The 16,750-nt window shown below is 59.4% G+C and carries 13 protein-coding genes and 1 pseudogene; 7 read left to right on the top strand and 7 right to left on the bottom strand.

Going from position 1 to position 16,750, the window contains the following annotated elements; translation table 11 throughout:
* Window positions 1-162 precede the first annotated feature (162 nt).
* Entirely contained in the window at window positions 163-618 is a 456-nt protein-coding gene (locus AB7M22_RS20130) for a DUF721 domain-containing protein (protein ID WP_007906612.1), read from the top strand.
* Between the two features lie 118 nt (window positions 619-736).
* Here AB7M22_RS20130 and AB7M22_RS20135 read toward each other — a convergent pair whose 3' ends face one another.
* The gene (locus AB7M22_RS20135; protein WP_032835491.1) at window positions 737-2,224 is read right to left on the bottom strand and encodes a helicase HerA-like domain-containing protein; all 1,488 of its coding nucleotides are present in this window, start codon (window positions 2,222-2,224) and stop codon (window positions 737-739) included.
* 175 nt (window positions 2,225-2,399) lie between these two features.
* On the opposite strand from AB7M22_RS20135, the pseudogene AB7M22_RS20140 reads away from it, so the two are divergent.
* Window positions 2,400-3,431: pseudogene (locus AB7M22_RS20140) on the top strand (HAMP domain-containing protein); the annotation flags it as partial.
* A gap of 93 nt (window positions 3,432-3,524) precedes the next feature.
* Complete coding sequence (locus AB7M22_RS20145) at window positions 3,525-4,289, top strand: methyl-accepting chemotaxis protein (protein WP_411736823.1); 765 nt, start codon at window positions 3,525-3,527, stop codon at window positions 4,287-4,289.
* A gap of 135 nt (window positions 4,290-4,424) precedes the next feature.
* Here AB7M22_RS20145 and ccoM read toward each other — a convergent pair whose 3' ends face one another.
* The 3 genes from ccoM to AB7M22_RS20160 all read right to left on the bottom strand — a co-directional run bounded on the left by ccoM (window position 4,425) and on the right by AB7M22_RS20160 (window position 5,294).
* On the bottom strand, window positions 4,425-4,541 hold the full coding sequence (gene ccoM / locus AB7M22_RS20150) for a cytochrome c oxidase subunit CcoM (protein WP_007906619.1): 117 nt from the start codon (window positions 4,539-4,541) through the stop codon (window positions 4,425-4,427).
* 144 nt (window positions 4,542-4,685) lie between these two features.
* Entirely contained in the window at window positions 4,686-4,847 is a 162-nt protein-coding gene (locus tag AB7M22_RS20155; protein ID WP_007906621.1) for a hypothetical protein, read from the bottom strand.
* Window positions 4,848-4,952: 105 nt separating this feature from the next.
* Window positions 4,953-5,294, bottom strand: coding sequence for an aspartate-semialdehyde dehydrogenase (locus AB7M22_RS20160; protein WP_454187578.1), 342 nt, complete (start codon window positions 5,292-5,294; stop codon window positions 4,953-4,955).
* 230 nt (window positions 5,295-5,524) lie between these two features.
* Between AB7M22_RS20160 and rapA the strand changes: the two genes are divergently transcribed.
* On the top strand, window positions 5,525-8,371 hold the full coding sequence (gene rapA / locus AB7M22_RS20165; RefSeq protein ID WP_008005864.1) for an RNA polymerase-associated protein RapA: 2,847 nt from the start codon (window positions 5,525-5,527) through the stop codon (window positions 8,369-8,371).
* 186 nt (window positions 8,372-8,557) lie between these two features.
* On the opposite strand, the gene AB7M22_RS20170 is transcribed toward rapA, so the two are convergent.
* Complete coding sequence (locus tag AB7M22_RS20170) at window positions 8,558-9,907, bottom strand: spinster family MFS transporter (RefSeq protein ID WP_454187579.1); 1,350 nt, start codon at window positions 9,905-9,907, stop codon at window positions 8,558-8,560.
* A gap of 245 nt (window positions 9,908-10,152) precedes the next feature.
* Between AB7M22_RS20170 and AB7M22_RS20175 the strand changes: the two genes are divergently transcribed.
* Both AB7M22_RS20175 and AB7M22_RS20180 read left to right on the top strand, forming a co-directional pair.
* Window positions 10,153-10,518 (top strand): YkgJ family cysteine cluster protein, encoded by a 366-nt coding sequence (locus AB7M22_RS20175; protein WP_454187580.1) that lies wholly within the window; start codon window positions 10,153-10,155, stop codon window positions 10,516-10,518.
* A 143-nt stretch (window positions 10,519-10,661) separates the two neighbouring features.
* A complete protein-coding gene (locus tag AB7M22_RS20180; protein WP_454188841.1) occupies window positions 10,662-12,944 on the top strand; it encodes a putative bifunctional diguanylate cyclase/phosphodiesterase in 2,283 nt (760 codons plus the stop codon).
* Here AB7M22_RS20180 and AB7M22_RS20185 read toward each other — a convergent pair.
* Window positions 12,835-13,731, bottom strand: a complete 897-nt coding sequence (locus AB7M22_RS20185; protein WP_454187581.1) for an NAD(P)-dependent oxidoreductase — start codon at window positions 13,729-13,731, stop codon at window positions 12,835-12,837. The genes AB7M22_RS20180 and AB7M22_RS20185 overlap by 110 nt on opposite strands.
* A gap of 197 nt (window positions 13,732-13,928) precedes the next feature.
* Here AB7M22_RS20185 and AB7M22_RS20190 point away from each other — a divergent pair, with 197 nt between their 5' ends.
* On the top strand, window positions 13,929-16,124 hold the full coding sequence (locus tag AB7M22_RS20190) for a hypothetical protein (protein WP_007906640.1): 2,196 nt from the start codon (window positions 13,929-13,931) through the stop codon (window positions 16,122-16,124).
* 299 nt (window positions 16,125-16,423) lie between these two features.
* Here the strand turns inward: AB7M22_RS20190 and AB7M22_RS20195 are convergent, their stop codons facing one another.
* Window positions 16,424-16,729, bottom strand: a complete 306-nt coding sequence (locus AB7M22_RS20195) for a DUF2288 domain-containing protein (protein ID WP_007906642.1) — start codon at window positions 16,727-16,729, stop codon at window positions 16,424-16,426.
* Window positions 16,730-16,750: the final 21 nt, after the last annotated feature.

The following is a 16,750-nucleotide window of genomic DNA, read 5'->3' on the forward strand; positions in this document are numbered from 1 at the left end:
TGACGGGGCTCACTTAAAATAAGGGCTTTTTGCTGAACTTCAACCCATTGAGGGCACAAGTTACTCGTTGATTTAATGGGTAAAGCGCTCGCAAAGCAATGGGTCGGGGGCAACGGGTGCTTTCTGTTACCATGGCTGCTCTGTTACTTCAGGTGTTCGATCATGGCATTTCGCCCTCTCACGGCCAGAGCACCCGCCGTTCTGCTTCGCGAAGCCAAACCGCTGAAAGCCATCTTTGGCCACGCTCAACGCCTGGGTCATTTACAACGTCTGGTGGAAAGCCAGTTGCAGCCGGCTGCCCGCGAGCATTGCCATGTGGCATCGTGGCGTGAAGGCAGTTTATTGCTGATTGTCACCGACGGTCACTGGGCCACCCGCCTGCGTTATCAGCAAAAGCGTCTGCAACGGCAGTTACAGCTGTTCGACGAGTTCGCCAGCCTGACGCGGATTCTGTTCAAGGTTCAGCCGCCTACCGTTCAGCAAGGGGCTGCGGGACATACGATAAATTTGTCGACCGATGCGGCGGCCACCATTCAGGCGACGGCCGATGGAATTACCGACCCGAACCTGCGGGCGGCCCTCGAACGCCTGGCGGCGCACGCCAAACCCAAAACCTGAAATTGACACATCCCCCTGTAGGAGCGAGGCTTGCCCGCGAAGCTTTTGGCGGCCTCAAGGGCCTCTTCGCGGGCAAGCCTCGCTCCTACAATGAATGATTGTGCTCATCCAAAGATTTTCAGCGGCGTTTGCTGCCACCGAGCAATGAGCCCATCAACCCGCGTACCAACTGTCGGCCCAATTGATTCGCCGCCTGTCGCATCGCTGATTTCAACGCCTGGCCTGCCGCCGTACCGAGGAATTCCCCGGCCTTGTCGGTAAAGCTCGGTTCTTCAGGTGCAGGTTTGCCCGGCGCGGCTTCGGGATCCGGCGCCAGCCCTTTACGCCCCATCAGCACTTCATAAGCCGATTCGCGATCGACCGGTTTGTCGTAACGCCCCTTGAACGGCGAACCGGCGATCAGCACGGTGCGTTCGGTCTCGGTCAACGGCCCGATCCGCGATTGCGGCGGTGCAACCAATACACGCTGGACCATTCCCGGCGTGCCCTTGTCTTGCAAGGTACCGACCAGCGCCTCGCCGATCCCCAACTCGGTCAACACCGACAAGGCGTCAAAGGCCGGGTTCGGCCGGAAACCGTCGGCCACCGCACGCAGGGATTTCTGCTCTTTGGCGGTAAACGCGCGCAAACCGTGCTGAATGCGCAGGCCCAGTTGAGCCAGCACATCATCCGGCAAGTCACCCGGCGATTGGGTGACGAAATACACGCCCACGCCTTTCGAGCGAATTAGTCGCACCACTTGTTCCAGACGTTCCTGCAATGCCTTGGGCGTACCGGCGAACAACAAGTGCGCTTCGTCGAAAAACAGCGCCAGCAGCGGTTTCTCGGCGTCGCCGCGTTCCGGCAGTTGCTCGAACAGTTCGGCCAACAACCACAGCAGGAACGTCGCATAGACCTTCGGTGCTTCATGCACCAGACGACTGGCATCGAGCAAGTGAATGCGCCCGCGACCATCCACGGCCGGTTGCAACATGTCTTCCAGTTGCAGCGCCGGTTCGCCGAACAACGCTTCGGCGCCCTGCTGTTCCAGCGTCGCCAGACGGCGCAACAGCGCCTGGCTGGAGCCGGTGGTCATCAACGCCGCGTCATCTCCCAGCAGTTCGGGGTTGTCGCGCAGGTGATTGAGCAGCGCCTTCAAATCCTTGAGATCCAGCAGCAACAGCCCTTCGCGGTCGGCCACCTTGAACGCGGCATAGAGTGCCGACTGCTGACTGTCGGTCAGTTCCAGCAGGCTGCCGAGCAGCAACGGGCCCATTTCGCTCAAGGTCGTGCGCAGTGGATGACCGGACTGACCGTTAATGTCCCACAGGGTCACCGGATACGCCTGAGGCTTATGGTTCAGCCAGGGCATCCCGGCGATCCGCTCCGCGACCTTGCCTTGAGGGTTGCCGGCGGCGCCCAGGCCACACAGATCACCTTTGATGTCTGCCGCGAACACCGCCACGCCGGCATCGCTGAAGGCTTCGGCCAGGCGCTGCAAGGTGACGGTTTTGCCAGTCCCGGTAGCGCCCGCTATCAGGCCGTGACGGTTGGCCAGGCGCATGGCCTGGGCGATGGACTGGCCCGCGAGATCGGCGCCGATAACGAGTTGCAATGAGTCAGGCATTTTGTCACCCATGGTTAATCTTTGATCCTTCATGGCCGATACAACAAACGAGAGACCAGACTGAAAATAGCGTAGGTAATTCCCTAAGGAGAGGACGGAAATATCAGCTTAATTTCAACACTACCCATTTTGCGCGTCTTTATAAAAACAATAAGACCTTAGCGGACCCCAGGCCATGAACAAAAATCTGCGCTTCAGCCATAAAATACTGCTTGCCGCCGCCCTCATCGTTATTGCTGCCTTCGCCTCGTTCACACTGTACAACGACTATTTGCAGCGTAATGCGATACGCAACGATCTGGACAACTATCTGCAAGAAATGGGCAGCGTAACGGCCAACAATATCCAGACCTGGCTGGCCGGACGCAGCCTGTTGATCGAAAACCTGTCACAAAACGTCGCACTGAACGCCGACACCGACAACGTCTCCAAGCTACTCGAGCAGAAGGCGGTAACCTCGACTTTCATGGGCGCCTATCTGGGCAACAAGGATGGCACCTTCATCATCCGCCCTGACAGCAAGATGCCCGACGGCTATGACCCTCGCGTCCGGCCTTGGTACAAGAGCGCCCAAAGCACCGGCGGCTCGGCACTGACCGAACCGTATATCGATCTCGCGTCCGGCCAACTGGTCATTTCCATCGTCAACAGTGTGCTCAAGGACGGTCAAAGCATCGGTGTGGTCGGTGGCGACCTGAGCTTGCAGGTGATCGCCGACAGCCTCAACGCGCTGGACTTCGACGGCATGGGTTATGCCTTTCTGATCAGCGCCGATGGCAAGATCCTGGTTCACCCGGACAAATCCCTGGCGATGAAGTCCCTGAGCGAGGCGTACCCAAAAAACACCCCGCGCATCAGCAGCGACTTCAGTGAAATCGACGTCGACGGCAAGACCCGCATCGTCACATTCACCCCAATCAAAGGCTTGTCCTCGGTCAATTGGTACATCGGCCTGTCGGTGGATAAAGACAAAGCCTTCTCGATGCTCAGCGAGTTCCGCGCCTCGGCGGTCATCGCGACCGTGATTGCCGTGGCCATCATCATCGCCCTGCTGGGCATGCTGATCCGCATCTTGATCCAGCCGCTGCACGTCATGACCCGCGCCATGGAAGACATCGCCGACGGTGAAGGCGACCTGACCAAACGCCTGACCATCCAGAATCAGGACGAATTCGGCATCCTCGGCACGGCGTTCAACCGTTTCGTGGAACGGGTTCATACATCAATCCGCGAAGTGTCCTCGGCCACCGGGCAAGTCAATGAAGTGGCCCTGCGTGTAGTGGCCGCCTCGAATTCGTCGATGTTCAATTCCGACCAGCAAGCCTCGCGCACCAGCAGCGTTGCTGCGGCAATCAACCAGCTCGGTGCCGCGGCCCAGGAAATCGCCCGTAACGCCGCGCAAGCGTCAAGTCAGGCCAGCGACGCGCGCAGCCTGGCCGAGGACGGCCAGCAAGTGGTGGATCGCAGCATTGCCGCGATGAATCAACTGTCGAGCATGCTTAGCGCTTCGAGTACCAACATCGAATCGCTGAACAGCAAAACCGTGAACATCGGGCAGATTCTCGAAGTGATCACCAGCATCTCCCAGCAAACCAACCTGCTGGCGCTCAACGCTGCCATTGAAGCGGCGCGTGCCGGTGAAGCCGGGCGTGGTTTTGCCGTGGTGGCCGACGAGGTGCGCAACCTGGCACACCGCACGCAAGAGTCGGCGCAACAGGTGCAAACCATGATCGAGGAACTGCAAGTGGGCGCCCGCGAATCCGTCAGCACCATGAGCGACAGCCAGCGCCACAGCCAGGACAGCGTGGAAATCGCCAACCTGGCCGGTGAACGCCTGAACAGCGTGACGTTGCGCATCGGCGAAATCGACGGCATGAACCAGTCCGTGGCCACCGCGACCGAGGAACAGACGGCGGTGGTTGAATCGATCAACGTAGACATCACCGAGATCAACACGCTGAACCAGGAAGGCGTGGAAAACCTGCAATCGACGTTGCGAGCGTGCTCGGACCTTGAACAGCAGGCTTCGCGATTGAAGCAATTGGTGGGTAGTTTCCGGATTTAGTGCCTGAACTGGCCCCTTCGCGAGCAAGCCCGCTCCCACAATAGCTCTATGTACATCCGACAGATTTTCGCAGGCAAAAAAAAGGGCGACCGAAGTCGCCCAAAATGCCTTGCGTGCTCATTGCTCCAGAAAGACCTACGGTTTTTTCCGCTTGTGCGAATCCTTCCAGATAAAAAATCCAAACCCTGCAAAAAACAGAACCATGAGGCCGACTGTCAGCACTCCGGCGATCACCACGTTGTCGAAAAACATGACTGGCCTCCTGCACTTGCCCTGTTGCGATGGGGCTAAGTTAACCAATTGGGCAGGAGAGAAAATTGACCGGGATCAATGCCGCCCTAGACGGGCGTAAAAGGAAGGGAAATAACTGACCTGCATCAATCGATGCAGGGTGTTTCAACGCTTTTTCGGTTTGTTCTTCGGCTTTTTCTTCGCCTTGCCCAACGGCATCGCCTGTTCGAAGGCCTGGCGCACTTCGTTCAGGCGCTTTTCATTAAGGTCATGAACCCGCTTGGCGCGTTCGGTGTTGAGATCGATCAGCTTGTCATCTTGGCTCATGGCGTTCAGTGCATCGCTTGGAAATGAATTCAACTGCCGGTTAAAGGCGACAGGATTACGCCAATAATGCGGTCTGGCGCGGGCGCTGACCAGTAATCCGACACTTCAGATCTCGATATCGACCCACAACCCCTGACGTGGCTGATCCTCCATCAACGGCACCACCGGTACGGTGTTGTCGGCATTGAGCTCATTACCGGGAATCGCCAGGTGCTCTTCGGGATCTTCATCGGCCTCACGACGACGGCGTTCGCGCTCCTGTTGCCGACGCTGTTCCTCGCGCAGCTGCAGGCGCGCCTCTTCAGGGTCGCGGTTTTGCAGGTCGATGGTGCTTTCGTTGGCGCTTTCCTGCACCGGCACCACAGGCGGAATATCCGGGCGCTGGCGAATCGGATCCTGCTGTGAAGTGATTGGTACGGCGCTCAAGGGGAGCATCGGTGGCAACATATTAATTAGTCTCCTGTCAGCAGGCTGTCGGCTGCGGGGATGGCGACTTGAGCCATCGGTCGCAAACTTGTGATCCGCCTGGCACCGCAGGAGCTGGCGCAGCCTGCGATCTTTTGATCTTCATCTCCCGAAAAGTTCGCATCCTCCATCAGCGCACGCATGTAATCCTTTGGTCCTGAAGGCTCATTCCGTTAAGATAGCCCGCTTTTTCAAGGTGGGAGTCAGGCAGCATGGCGCAGCAGTATCAACCGGGGCAACGCTGGATCAGTGACAGCGAAGCCGAGCTGGGTTTGGGCACCGTTCTGGCACAGGACGGCCGCTTGTTGACCGTGCTCTACCCGGCCACTGGCGAGACTCGCCAGTACGCGCTACGGAATGCGCCCCTCACCCGCGTGCGGTTTTCGCCGGGTGACAGCATCACTCACTTCGAAGGATGGAAGCTGACCGTCCAGGAAGTCGACGACGTCGATGGCCTGCTGGTCTACCACGGCCTCAACGCGCAGAACGAAGTGGTCACGCTGCCGGAAACCCAGCTATCGAACTTCATTCAGTTCCGCCTGGCCAGCGACCGTTTGTTCGCCGGACAGATCGACCCGCTGGCCTGGTTCTCCCTGCGATACAACACCCTGGAACACACTAGCCGCCAATTGCAATCCTCGCTCTGGGGCCTGGGCGGCGTGCGTGCGCAACCGATCGCGCACCAGTTGCACATCGCCCGTGAAGTCGCCGACCGCATCGCGCCGCGGGTTCTGCTGGCAGACGAAGTGGGTTTGGGCAAAACCATCGAAGCCGGCCTGGTGATCCATCGCCAACTGCTCTCGGGCCGCGCCAACCGCGTGTTGATCCTGGTGCCGGAAAACCTCCAGCACCAATGGCTGGTAGAGATGCGCCGCCGCTTCAACCTGCAGGTCGCGCTGTTCGACGAAGAACGCTTCATCGAAAGCGATGCCGCCAACCCGTTCGAAGACACTCAGCTTGCATTGGTTGCCCTCGAATGGCTGGTGGACGACGAGAAGGCCCAGGACGCGTTGTTCGCTGCCGGCTGGGATTTGCTGGTGGTCGACGAAGCACACCACTTGGTGTGGCACGAAGACCAGGTCAGCCCTCAGTACTCACTGGTGGAGCAACTGGCCGAAGTCATTCCCGGCGTCTTGCTGCTGACCGCGACCCCTGAACAACTGGGTCAGGACAGTCACTTCGCGCGTTTGCGCCTGCTCGACCCGAACCGTTTCCATGACCTGCACGCCTTCCGCGCCGAGAGCGAAAACTATCGCCCGGTGGCCGAAGCCGTTCAGGAGCTGCTGGACAAAGGGCGCCTGTCGCCTGAAGCGCACAAGACCATTCACGGTTTCCTCGGCAACGAAGGCGAAGCCCTGCTGACCGCCGTCAATGATGGCGATACCGAAGCCAGCGCCCGTCTGGTCCGCGAATTACTGGACCGCCATGGCACCGGCCGCGTGCTGTTCCGTAATACCCGCGCCGCCGTGCAAGGTTTCCCGGAACGCAAACTGCACCCGTACCCGCTGCCATGCCCGGCCGAATACCTCGAACTGCCGCTGGGCGATCACGCCGAGCTGTACCCGGAAGTCAGCTTCCAGGCCCAGCCGGACGCCAACGAAGAAGAACGCTGGTGGAAATTCGACCCGCGTGTCGAGTGGCTGATCGACACCCTGAAGATGCTCAAGCGCACCAAAGTGTTGGTGATCTGCGCCCACGCCGAAACCGCCATGGACCTGGAAGACGCCCTGCGCGTGCGTTCCGGTATTCCGGCCACGGTTTTCCACGAAGGCATGAACATCCTCGAGCGTGACCGCGCCGCCGCCTACTTCGCCGATGAAGAATTCGGCGCTCAGGTACTGATTTGCTCGGAAATCGGCAGTGAAGGTCGCAACTTCCAATTCTCGCACCATCTGGTGCTGTTCGACCTGCCATCGCATCCGGACCTGCTGGAGCAGCGTATCGGTCGTCTCGACCGGATCGGCCAGAAGCACATCATCGAACTGCACGTGCCGTACCTGGAAACCAGCCCGCAAGAACGGCTGTTCCAGTGGTACCACGAAGCGCTGAACGCATTCCTCAATACCTGCCCGACCGGCAACGCCTTGCAGCATCAGTTCGGCCCACGGCTGCTGCCGCTGCTGGAAACCGCCGATGACGGCGAGTGGCAAGCGCTGATCGACGAAGCCCGCGCCGAACGTGAGCGTCTGGAAGCCGAACTGCACACCGGTCGCGACCGTTTGCTGGAGCTCAATTCCGGCGGCGCTGGCGAAGGTGATGCACTGGTCGAGGACATTCTCGAACAAGACGATCAGTTCGCCCTGCCGATCTACATGGAAACCCTGTTCGACGCCTTCGGCATCGACAGCGAAGACCATTCGGAAAACGCGCTGATCCTCAAGCCAAGCGAAAAAATGCTCGACGCCAGCTTCCCGCTGGGCGACGACGAAGGCGTGACCATCACTTACGACCGCAACCAGGCGCTGTCTCGCGAAGACATGCAGTTCATTACCTGGGAACACCCGATGGTTCAAGGCGGCATGGACCTGGTCTTGTCCGGTTCCATGGGCAACACCGCCGTGGCGCTGATCAAGAACAAGGCGCTGAAACCGGGCACCGTGTTGCTGGAACTGCTCTACGTCAGCGAAGTGGTTGCTCCGCGCTCGCTGCAACTGGGCCGTTACCTGCCGCCGGCCGCCCTGCGCTGCCTGCTCGATGCCAATGGCAACGACCTCTCGACCCGGGTGTCGTTCGAAACCCTGAACGATCAACTGGAAAGCGTGCCCCGCGCCAGCGCCAACAAGTTCATCCAGGCCCAGCGCGACCAGCTGACACCACGGATCAACGCCGGCGAAGAGAAAATCACCCCGCGTCACGCCGAGCGCGTGGCCGAGGCGCAACGTCGCCTGGCGGCGGATACCGAAGAAGAACTGGCGCGCCTGACCGCCTTGCAAGCGGTCAACCCGACCGTGCGCGACAGCGAACTGGTTGCCCTGCGCAAGCAACGTGAGCAAGGCCTGGCCATGCTCGACAAGGCGGCGCTGCGACTGGAAGCGATTCGGGTGTTGGTGGCGGGTTAATCCCCTGCCCCACCACTGAAACAAGAAGGCCCGCAGCGATGCGGGCCTTTTTTTTCTGCTTGATTGTTGTGGAGTTGCTGATGGCCTCATCGCGAGCAGGCTCGCTCCCACAGGGGATCTGATGTGACCACACTATTTATGAACACCATTAATCACCTGTGGGAGCGAGCCTGCTCGCGATGGCGATTAAGCAGTCACCGCAGAACCCGCAGGCTCAACCACCGCCACCAACCCCTCTTTCATGCGCTTGGCATCCCTGACAAAACACCGCGAGGCCAAAAACAGAAATACCATGGTAAAGAACAGCGCCACCGGAATCAGGTACATCGCATCATGCAAACCGACAGCCTTGAACGCTTCAGTCATCTGTTCGGCACCGGCCGACAGCATGGCCGAGTGCGCAAAGTGATCCGACAATCCGCCGACCACCACCGGCCCCAATCCCCCACCCAGCAAATACAGGCCGGCAAAGAACAGCGCCATCGCCGTGGCCCGCAAACGCGGTTCGACCACGTCCTGGATCGCCGTGTACACGCAGGTATAGAAGTTGTAGGCGAATAACCACCCCAGGCTGAACACCGCGACAAATACCCCGATCTCGATCCGTCCAGCGTGCAGCGCCCAAACCGTGCACAAAGTCGAAATGATCAGGCTGAATGCCGCGAACAGCAGCCGCCCATTGGCCACGCGCTGGTGAATCTTGTCGGCGATCCAGCCGCCGAGCGTCAGGCCGAACAACCCGGTCACCCCGACGATCACACCGGTAGCCACTGCCGCGTCCTGCAACGGCATCAGGAAATAACGCTGCAGCATCGGCACCAGAAACGAGTTGCAGGCATAGGTGGCGAAGTTGAAGCACAGCCCCGCCATCACCAGCCACAGGAAAGTCGGCACCGCCAGCACACGACGGATCGGCCGGTCCACGCGCGCCTGAGACACTTGCACGCTTTCCGCCGCGCCGCGTTTCGGCTCTTTAATGAAGAACATGAAGACCGCCAGGATCAGCCCCGGCACTGCCGCGATAAAGAACGGCGCGCGCCAGCTGTCGAACGCCTTGACCATCCAGCCAATGGTGAAAAACGCCAGCAGTAACCCCAGCGGCAGGCCAAGCATGAAAATGCCCATCGCCCGAGCTCGACGATGGGCCGGGAACAAATCGCCGATCAGCGAGTTGGCGGCCGGCGCGTAACTCGCTTCACCGATGCCGATGCCCATGCGCACGATCAGGAAACTCCAGAAACTGCCCACCAGCCCGTTGACCGCAGTCAGCCCGCTCCATGCTGCCAGGCCCCAGCCCATCAACTTGCTGCGCGAACCGGTATCGGCCAATCGCCCCAGGGGCAGGCCGGCAATCGCGTAAACGATGGTGAATGCAGTCCCGATGATCCCCAGCTGAAAGTCACTGAGGTGCCATTCCATGCGGATCGGCTCGATGATGATCGCCGGGATGGTGCGGTCGAAGAAGTTGAACAGGTTGGCCAGGAACAGCAGGAACAGAATGCGCCAGGCATTCGCCGCTTGGGTCGAGTTCTGCATGGGGTCCGTCTCTTTTATTGTTATGAAGGCGTCGCTGCCCCCGGAAACTGCAATCTAGTCAGGCGCGCGCGGCATGTCTGTCATCATTCGCCAGCCTGATATCAGCCCATGGCAACCGAACCCTTCCACAGCCCGACCGACCGTTGAAAAATACCTCTGTGCCCCCCTTCCCAAGCCCAAGGCAAAGCCTAGAATAGCGGCCTTGTCTGCCCACCGTGTCCCCCATCCCTCTTTGACTATCGCCCATGTCCGAAGCCAGTCCGTGTCTGAATTGCGGTGCCTGCTGTTCTCATTTTCGCGTGTCTTTTTTCTGGGGTGAATGCACCTCGGCAGGGGGGACGGTGCCCGATGAACTGGTCGCGCCCATCAGTCCCAGCCGGGTGGCCATGCTCGGCACAGACTGCAAACCAACCCGCTGCGTCGGGCTGGTGGGTGAGGTCGGCAGCACCGTGCAATGCTCGATTTACGATCAGCGCTCCAGCACCTGCCGGGAGTTCGACGCCTCGTGGGCCAATGGTGAGGCGAACGTGGATTGCGACGCGGCCCGGGCCGCGTTCGGCTTGCCAGCCCTGCAACCGGAGTTCGAAATGGCTTATGAACGGAGCGCTTGAGACTTAGCGCCAATCGCTATCACGCTAATACCAAAATTATTGGCGTCACCGTGCCATCACCGCTTGCGCTCCGTGCAAGGCCTCTATACTGCAAGCATTCGCCAGCGTACATGGCGCAGGATGATTCAGAGATGGGGCATGCTATGGAGTGGCTTGGTTTGCATTTCATGACCGGGCTACCGGAGAGCGGGCAGGTCATACTCGATTGCACCCATAACCCTTTTCTGGTGTTGCTGGCCTATCTGGTGGCCTGTGCGGCCGGCTTCGCCACGCTGGACATGACCGAGCGGGTCGGCCATGTGGAAAAATCCGCCTCCCAACGACTCTGGCGCTGGGTCGGTGCCGGGTGCCTGGCGGGCGGTATCTGGGCCATGCACTTCATCAGCATGCTGGCGTTCCAGGCGCCGATCGAAATCCATTACCACCTGCCCACTACCCTGCTCTCGCTGTTGTTCGCCCTGACCGCCTCGTGGCTGGCCATGCACACCCTCAGCCATCCTCAGCTGAATTTCTGGCAATACCTGCGGGCCGCGGTGTGGATCGGCCTGGGCATCGCCACCATGCATTACGTGGGCATGGCCGCCCTGCGATCGAATGCGATGGCCTACTACCAACCCGTCCTGTTCGGGCTTTCCATTGTGATTGCCATCAGTGCCAGCCTGGCCGCCCTGTTGATTTCCAGTCACCTGCGCGATGGCACCGGCGTGTTTCATCAGTTGCTCAAATACACCGCCAGCCTGGTGCTCGGGGCCGGCATCGTCAGCATGCATTTCACCGGCATGGCGGCGTTCAACCTGGTGCTGCCCCTCGGCAGTCTCCAGCCGTTGCCCGACAACAACAATCACCTGCAACTGGGGCTGACGGTGGCGGTTATTACGTTGTTGATCATCGGCAGCAGCATCAGTGCCGCACTGGCGGACAAGAAGCTGCAACACAAGGAACATGACCTGCAGCGGGTCAACGCCCTGCTCAGTCAACTGGATCAGGCGCGCATGTCGCTGCAACAGGTGGCGCACTACGACCCCTTGACCAATCTGATCAACCGCCGGGGCTTCAACCAGATCTTCGCCGAGAAACTCATCGAGAAAACCAACGAAGGCGGCATGCTGGCGGTGATGTTCCTGGACATCGACCACTTCAAGCGGATCAATGACAGCCTCGGCCATGACGCCGGCGACGAATTGCTCAAAGTCCTGGCCAGCCACATCAAGGCCTCGGTGCGCAGTCATGAAGACGTGGTGGCGCGCTTCGGAGGCGACGAATTCTGCATCCTCATCACCCTGTACGACCGTGAAGAAGCGCGGCAAATGGCCCAGCGCATCATGCTGAAAATGAAGGAGCCCATCGAGCTGTCCGGACGGCGCATGGTCATGACCACCAGCATCGGCATCAGCCTGTTTCCGGAAGACGGCAAGACCTGTGAAGAACTGCTGAAAAACGCTGACCTGGCGCTGTACCAGTCCAAGGATTGCGGTCGTAACGCCCTGCATTTTTTCAGTGCAAACCTGAAAACCCGCGCCACCCTGGAGTTGCAACTCGAAGAGGAACTGCGTCACGCCCTGCGCGAAAACACCGGGTTGATGCTGTATTACCAACCGATCTATAACCTGAGAACCGGCCTGGTCACCAAACTTGAAGCGCTGATTCGCTGGCAACATCCTGTTCACGGCTTGCTCACGCCGGATCGGTTCATCGCCATTGCCGAAGCCAACGGCCTGATCGCCGAGCTGGACAACTGGGTGCTGCGCAAGGCCTGCGAGGACTTGGGCGAGCTGTCCCGGCACGACTGCGAAGACCTCAAAATCGCGGTGAATTGCTCGCCCCTGAACCTGGCGCGAGAAGAACTGGCCAATGAAATCGAACACGCCCTGCACGCCTTCGGGGTGGCACCACACCGGCTGGAACTGGAAGTGACCGAGAATGCGCTGATGGGCAATATCACCAACACCTTGGTGTTGCTGCGGCAGATTCGTGCCCTCGGGGTCTCGTTGTCGATCGATGACTTCGGCACCGGCTATTCATCCCTGGCCTACCTCAGGCGCCTGCCATTAAACACGCTGAAGATCGACCGCTCGTTCATTCAAGACATCCCCAAGGCCACCCAGGACATGGAAATCGTCCAGGCCATTATCGTCATGGCCCACACCCTGCATTTGCAGGTCGTCACCGAAGGCGTCGAAACCTTCGAGCAATACGACTTTCTCGAACGCCACGGCTGCGATTTCGTTCAGGGCTACCTGCTCAGCCGTCCGGTGCCGCTGGCCGAGTTGCGTCCGGTGCTGGCCGAAATCAATCAGCGCAAGCACGTGCACACCTTCAATCCTTTGAGTCTGGCTCGCGGTACAACTGCACTAACGTCGACGGATCCTTTTCCAGGAACCCCTGCCCCCCATGGAGGCGCATCAGTTGTGCGGCCAATCCGCTGATCGGCGTGGCCGAACCCTGCTCGCGGGAAAATTTCACGGCGCTGTCGAGGTCCTTGAGCAGCGTGCGCACGTGCCATTTCACCGGTTCGAAACGGCTTTCGGCCATTTGCGGCGCGAGAATCTGCAGCGGTTTTGAATCGGCGAAACCACCGGCCAGCGCCTCGGCGATCAGGTGGGCGTCGACCCCGGAACGCTCGGCCAGGGCCACCACTTCGGCGATGACCAGGGCATTGCAGGCGACGATCATCTGATTGCAGGCCTTGGTCACCTGCCCCGCACCGACGGCGCCCATGTGGGTCACACGCTGGCCAAGGGTCAACAACACCGGCCGCACGCGTGCAAGGTCTGCCGCTTCACCCCCAACCATGATCGCCAGACTGCCGGCCTCGGCGCCGACCACCCCGCCGGAGACCGGCGCATCGAGCCAACTCATACCGGTTTTACTGGCCAATGAGCTCGCCATTTCCCGTGTCGCGGTGGGTTCCAGGCTTGAAAAATCCACCAGCAACTGTCCACTTTTCGCCCCCTCGGCAACGCCCGCCGGGCCGAACACCACCTCACGTACAACAGCAGTGTCGGCCAGACACAGCATCACCAGGTCCGCGTGCTGACAAAGTTCGGCCGGTGTTGCCACTTGCCGTGCGCCGGCCTCGACCAGCGCTGCGCACTTGGCCGGGTTGCGGTTCCACACCGTCAGCGAATAACCCGCCGCCAACAGGCGTCGGCACATCGGCAAGCCCATCAGGCCGATTCCGGCAAACCCCAGCGCAGGTAACGTTGCCATCATTTAGCCCCCTTTTGATTAAAGATCAGCGAATATTGGCCGATTCATCATGATTAAGGAAAGGATTCCCCCGAGCGATGCTCAGGCCAAGGCTCTGACGCTTGGGTCATATTCGCGCTGCAAAAAGACGCGAGATCTCATTCCGTGATGACTCGATGACACTTGTCGCCGAGCCAACCAGTCCAGGTATATGGCGCACAATGACTTCTAAAAATAACCCGGCCACCGCGGTATCCGACCTGACCCTGAGCCCCGCGGCGAACAGCCCCTCATCGTCGAAGCCATTGACCCCATCGCGCCCGCTGGCGACTCAGCAATACCTGTACTTCACCGAAACCAATACCGACCGCATCCTCGACAACCTCGATGGCCTGCGCGACCTGGTGTTCCCGCGCCCACCGCACCTGGAAGGCGACAACGAACAGCACAGCGATCAGGAATTCCCGTCGGTGTGCCTGATCGGCCTGGGCCGCTGCGGTTCGAACATCGCGCTGGACGTGGCGGAGCTGGTGTACAACGCCCGCAAGTTCTACCTCAACGAATTCAACAACGAAGACCGTCTGTCGCCGGATAAACGCTACGCCGAAAAAGGCTACAGCCCGGCGCAGTGGATTCGCAACAACCTGCGCCTGGGGCCGAACAAGGCCAGCAAACCGGTGTTTCTGGTCGAGCCGCTGGTGATGCTCGGCGATTTGGACAAGGACATCGCCGGTCGCATCCGCTTCTCGCGCAAGGGCGAAAAAAGCGGCTTTTTGCGCGACTACAGCAAAATGAAAATCATGGACTTGTCGGAAGTCCACGCCGGTGGCGCCGGTAACGCGCCAATCCTCGGCCAGTACTTGGCCAAGATCATCCTGAACAAGGACACCCAGCGCTTCTCCAGCCCTGACTGGAAGATGATTCACTCGTACCTGATCGACAGCTGCGGGATCAAGGCCAACCAGTCGCGCCTGTATTTCTCGATCTTCAGTGCCGGCGGCGGTACCGGTTCGGGCATGGCCTCGGAGTTCGGCCTGGCCCAGCAACACTCGTACATGAACAAGACGTTCGACACCAAGCCGATGGACGAGCACGACAGCAAGAGCGGTCATTCCTTCGTCTTCGAGCCGATCTTCACCAGCGGTATTTGCGTACTGCCGAACATTTCCGATCACCGCAGCGAAATGTCCGAGGCGCTGCACATCAACGCCGGTCGCCTGCTGTGCAAATACCTGTCGGAAGAGTGGGACTTCTCCTACAACTTCGCCAACGAAGACAGCAGCGAAGCCAGCGTCATGGGCCGTATCCGCCCATGGAACGCGATGATGCTGATCTCCAACGACATCATGCGTTACGCCGAAGAAAGCGATGACGGCAACATCCAGAACATTGATGTCAATGCCATGGAAAAGCACGCCAACCAATACATCTCACAGCAGATCTTCAACATTCTGACAGCGCAGGCGGTGACCACCGACTACGACCAGAACTATTTCCGTCGCGCCGGCATCGACATTGGCGAAACCATTCGCCTGGACGCCAACGACCTGTTCATGAGCCTGGCCGGCCCGGTGGCGATTGCCTACGCCGAGTCCGTGGTGCCGGAAACTCCGCCGCCGAGCAGCGACAAGTTCAAGGTGTTCGAGAAAGAGCCGCAGCGCCTGAACATCGACGACCTGTTCTTCCGCTCGATCGACTTGCCGCACTTCAACAAAGTGACCCAGGCGATCGAAGGCATCAGCTTGTTGCCGATCGAATCCAAGCGCTATCGCGCCTCGCTTGAGCAGTACAAGAATTCGGGGTACGACGCGGCCGCGTTGCACGACCTGCACTTCTTCAAGAATTGCTCGTCGGTGGTATCGATTGTTTCGCTACCCAAAGACTACAAGCTGTCCTACATGGACCTGAACCGGTTGAAGACCCACCTCAACAGCCTGTTCCCCAACACCACGCTCAAGCGTTATGCACTGGTGATCGGCGCCTCGGCCAACCTGTCGCTGACCACCCTGATCGCCAAGAGCCCGTGCCTGTCGGACGACTTCCTGACCCTGATCGTGGCGTTCATCAAGCGCTGCTTTGCGAAAAACCCGTACCGCTTCGACGAGACGCTGGACAACTCGATCCTGGACTTCATCATCAATGAAGACTTCGACGAAGACCGGATCGACGAACTGCTCAACGAATTTGAAAACCCGGCGAAAATCCTCGATACCAACTGGTACGCGATCAAACCGATGTACGAGAAGAAGTACCGTGAACTGATCAACGACAAGGACAAGTTTGTCTCGATCAATGACATCCGTTTGTCCCGGGATTGCGTGAAGAAGGCGATCAAGTATCTGCGCGAGATTTATCGTCACCGGATTGGCAAGACCAAGGTTATTTCGCTGAATAACCATACGGGCAAGACCGCTTAATCAGCGGCGCGCCCAATCGCGAGCAGGCTCGCTCCCACAGGGGACCGCATTCTTTCAGGAGGAATGCGATCACATTGTGGGAGCGAGCCTGCTCGCGAAGGCGGCATCAGCTTCACCCCAAACCCCAACATCCAGAAACAATTAAGCAGCCAATCGGCTGCTCAATAAACTGTTCCCGTTACGTTTACGTCACCCTCGCCAAGACCCTTCTGTGGCCTTTCTCTACGGCAACATGCCATCACGCTACTCGGCTACACACTTTTGACCGGCAAAGCTGCGCACCAATTAAGTGCGCACACTCAGCTCGTCGCCCTTTCCTGGATCAGGATCCACGGCGAAACCACCACGGCCCACAGCTCGGGATCGCGCTCGAAAAGATCCAGCGCCCGCGTTTCAGACAGCTTGGCGACCTTGTCAGCGGCCAGCCAGGCAGCGACTTTCTCGCCTTCATCGGTTGCCACCGCTTCTGCCGCAGCGATCAAATCCAGGCCTGGATCGACCCACAATAGGGCACCCCTGGCAAAGAACGGCTCCAACTCTTTCCAGGTAATAGATGCGGTCTCACCAAGCAGCTTGGCATAGAGGGTGCTAGGTTCTTGAGTCATGGGTTTCTGTCCGCAATGAAA

It is taken from the genome of Pseudomonas sp. ADAK2 TE3594, from assembly GCF_053628675.1.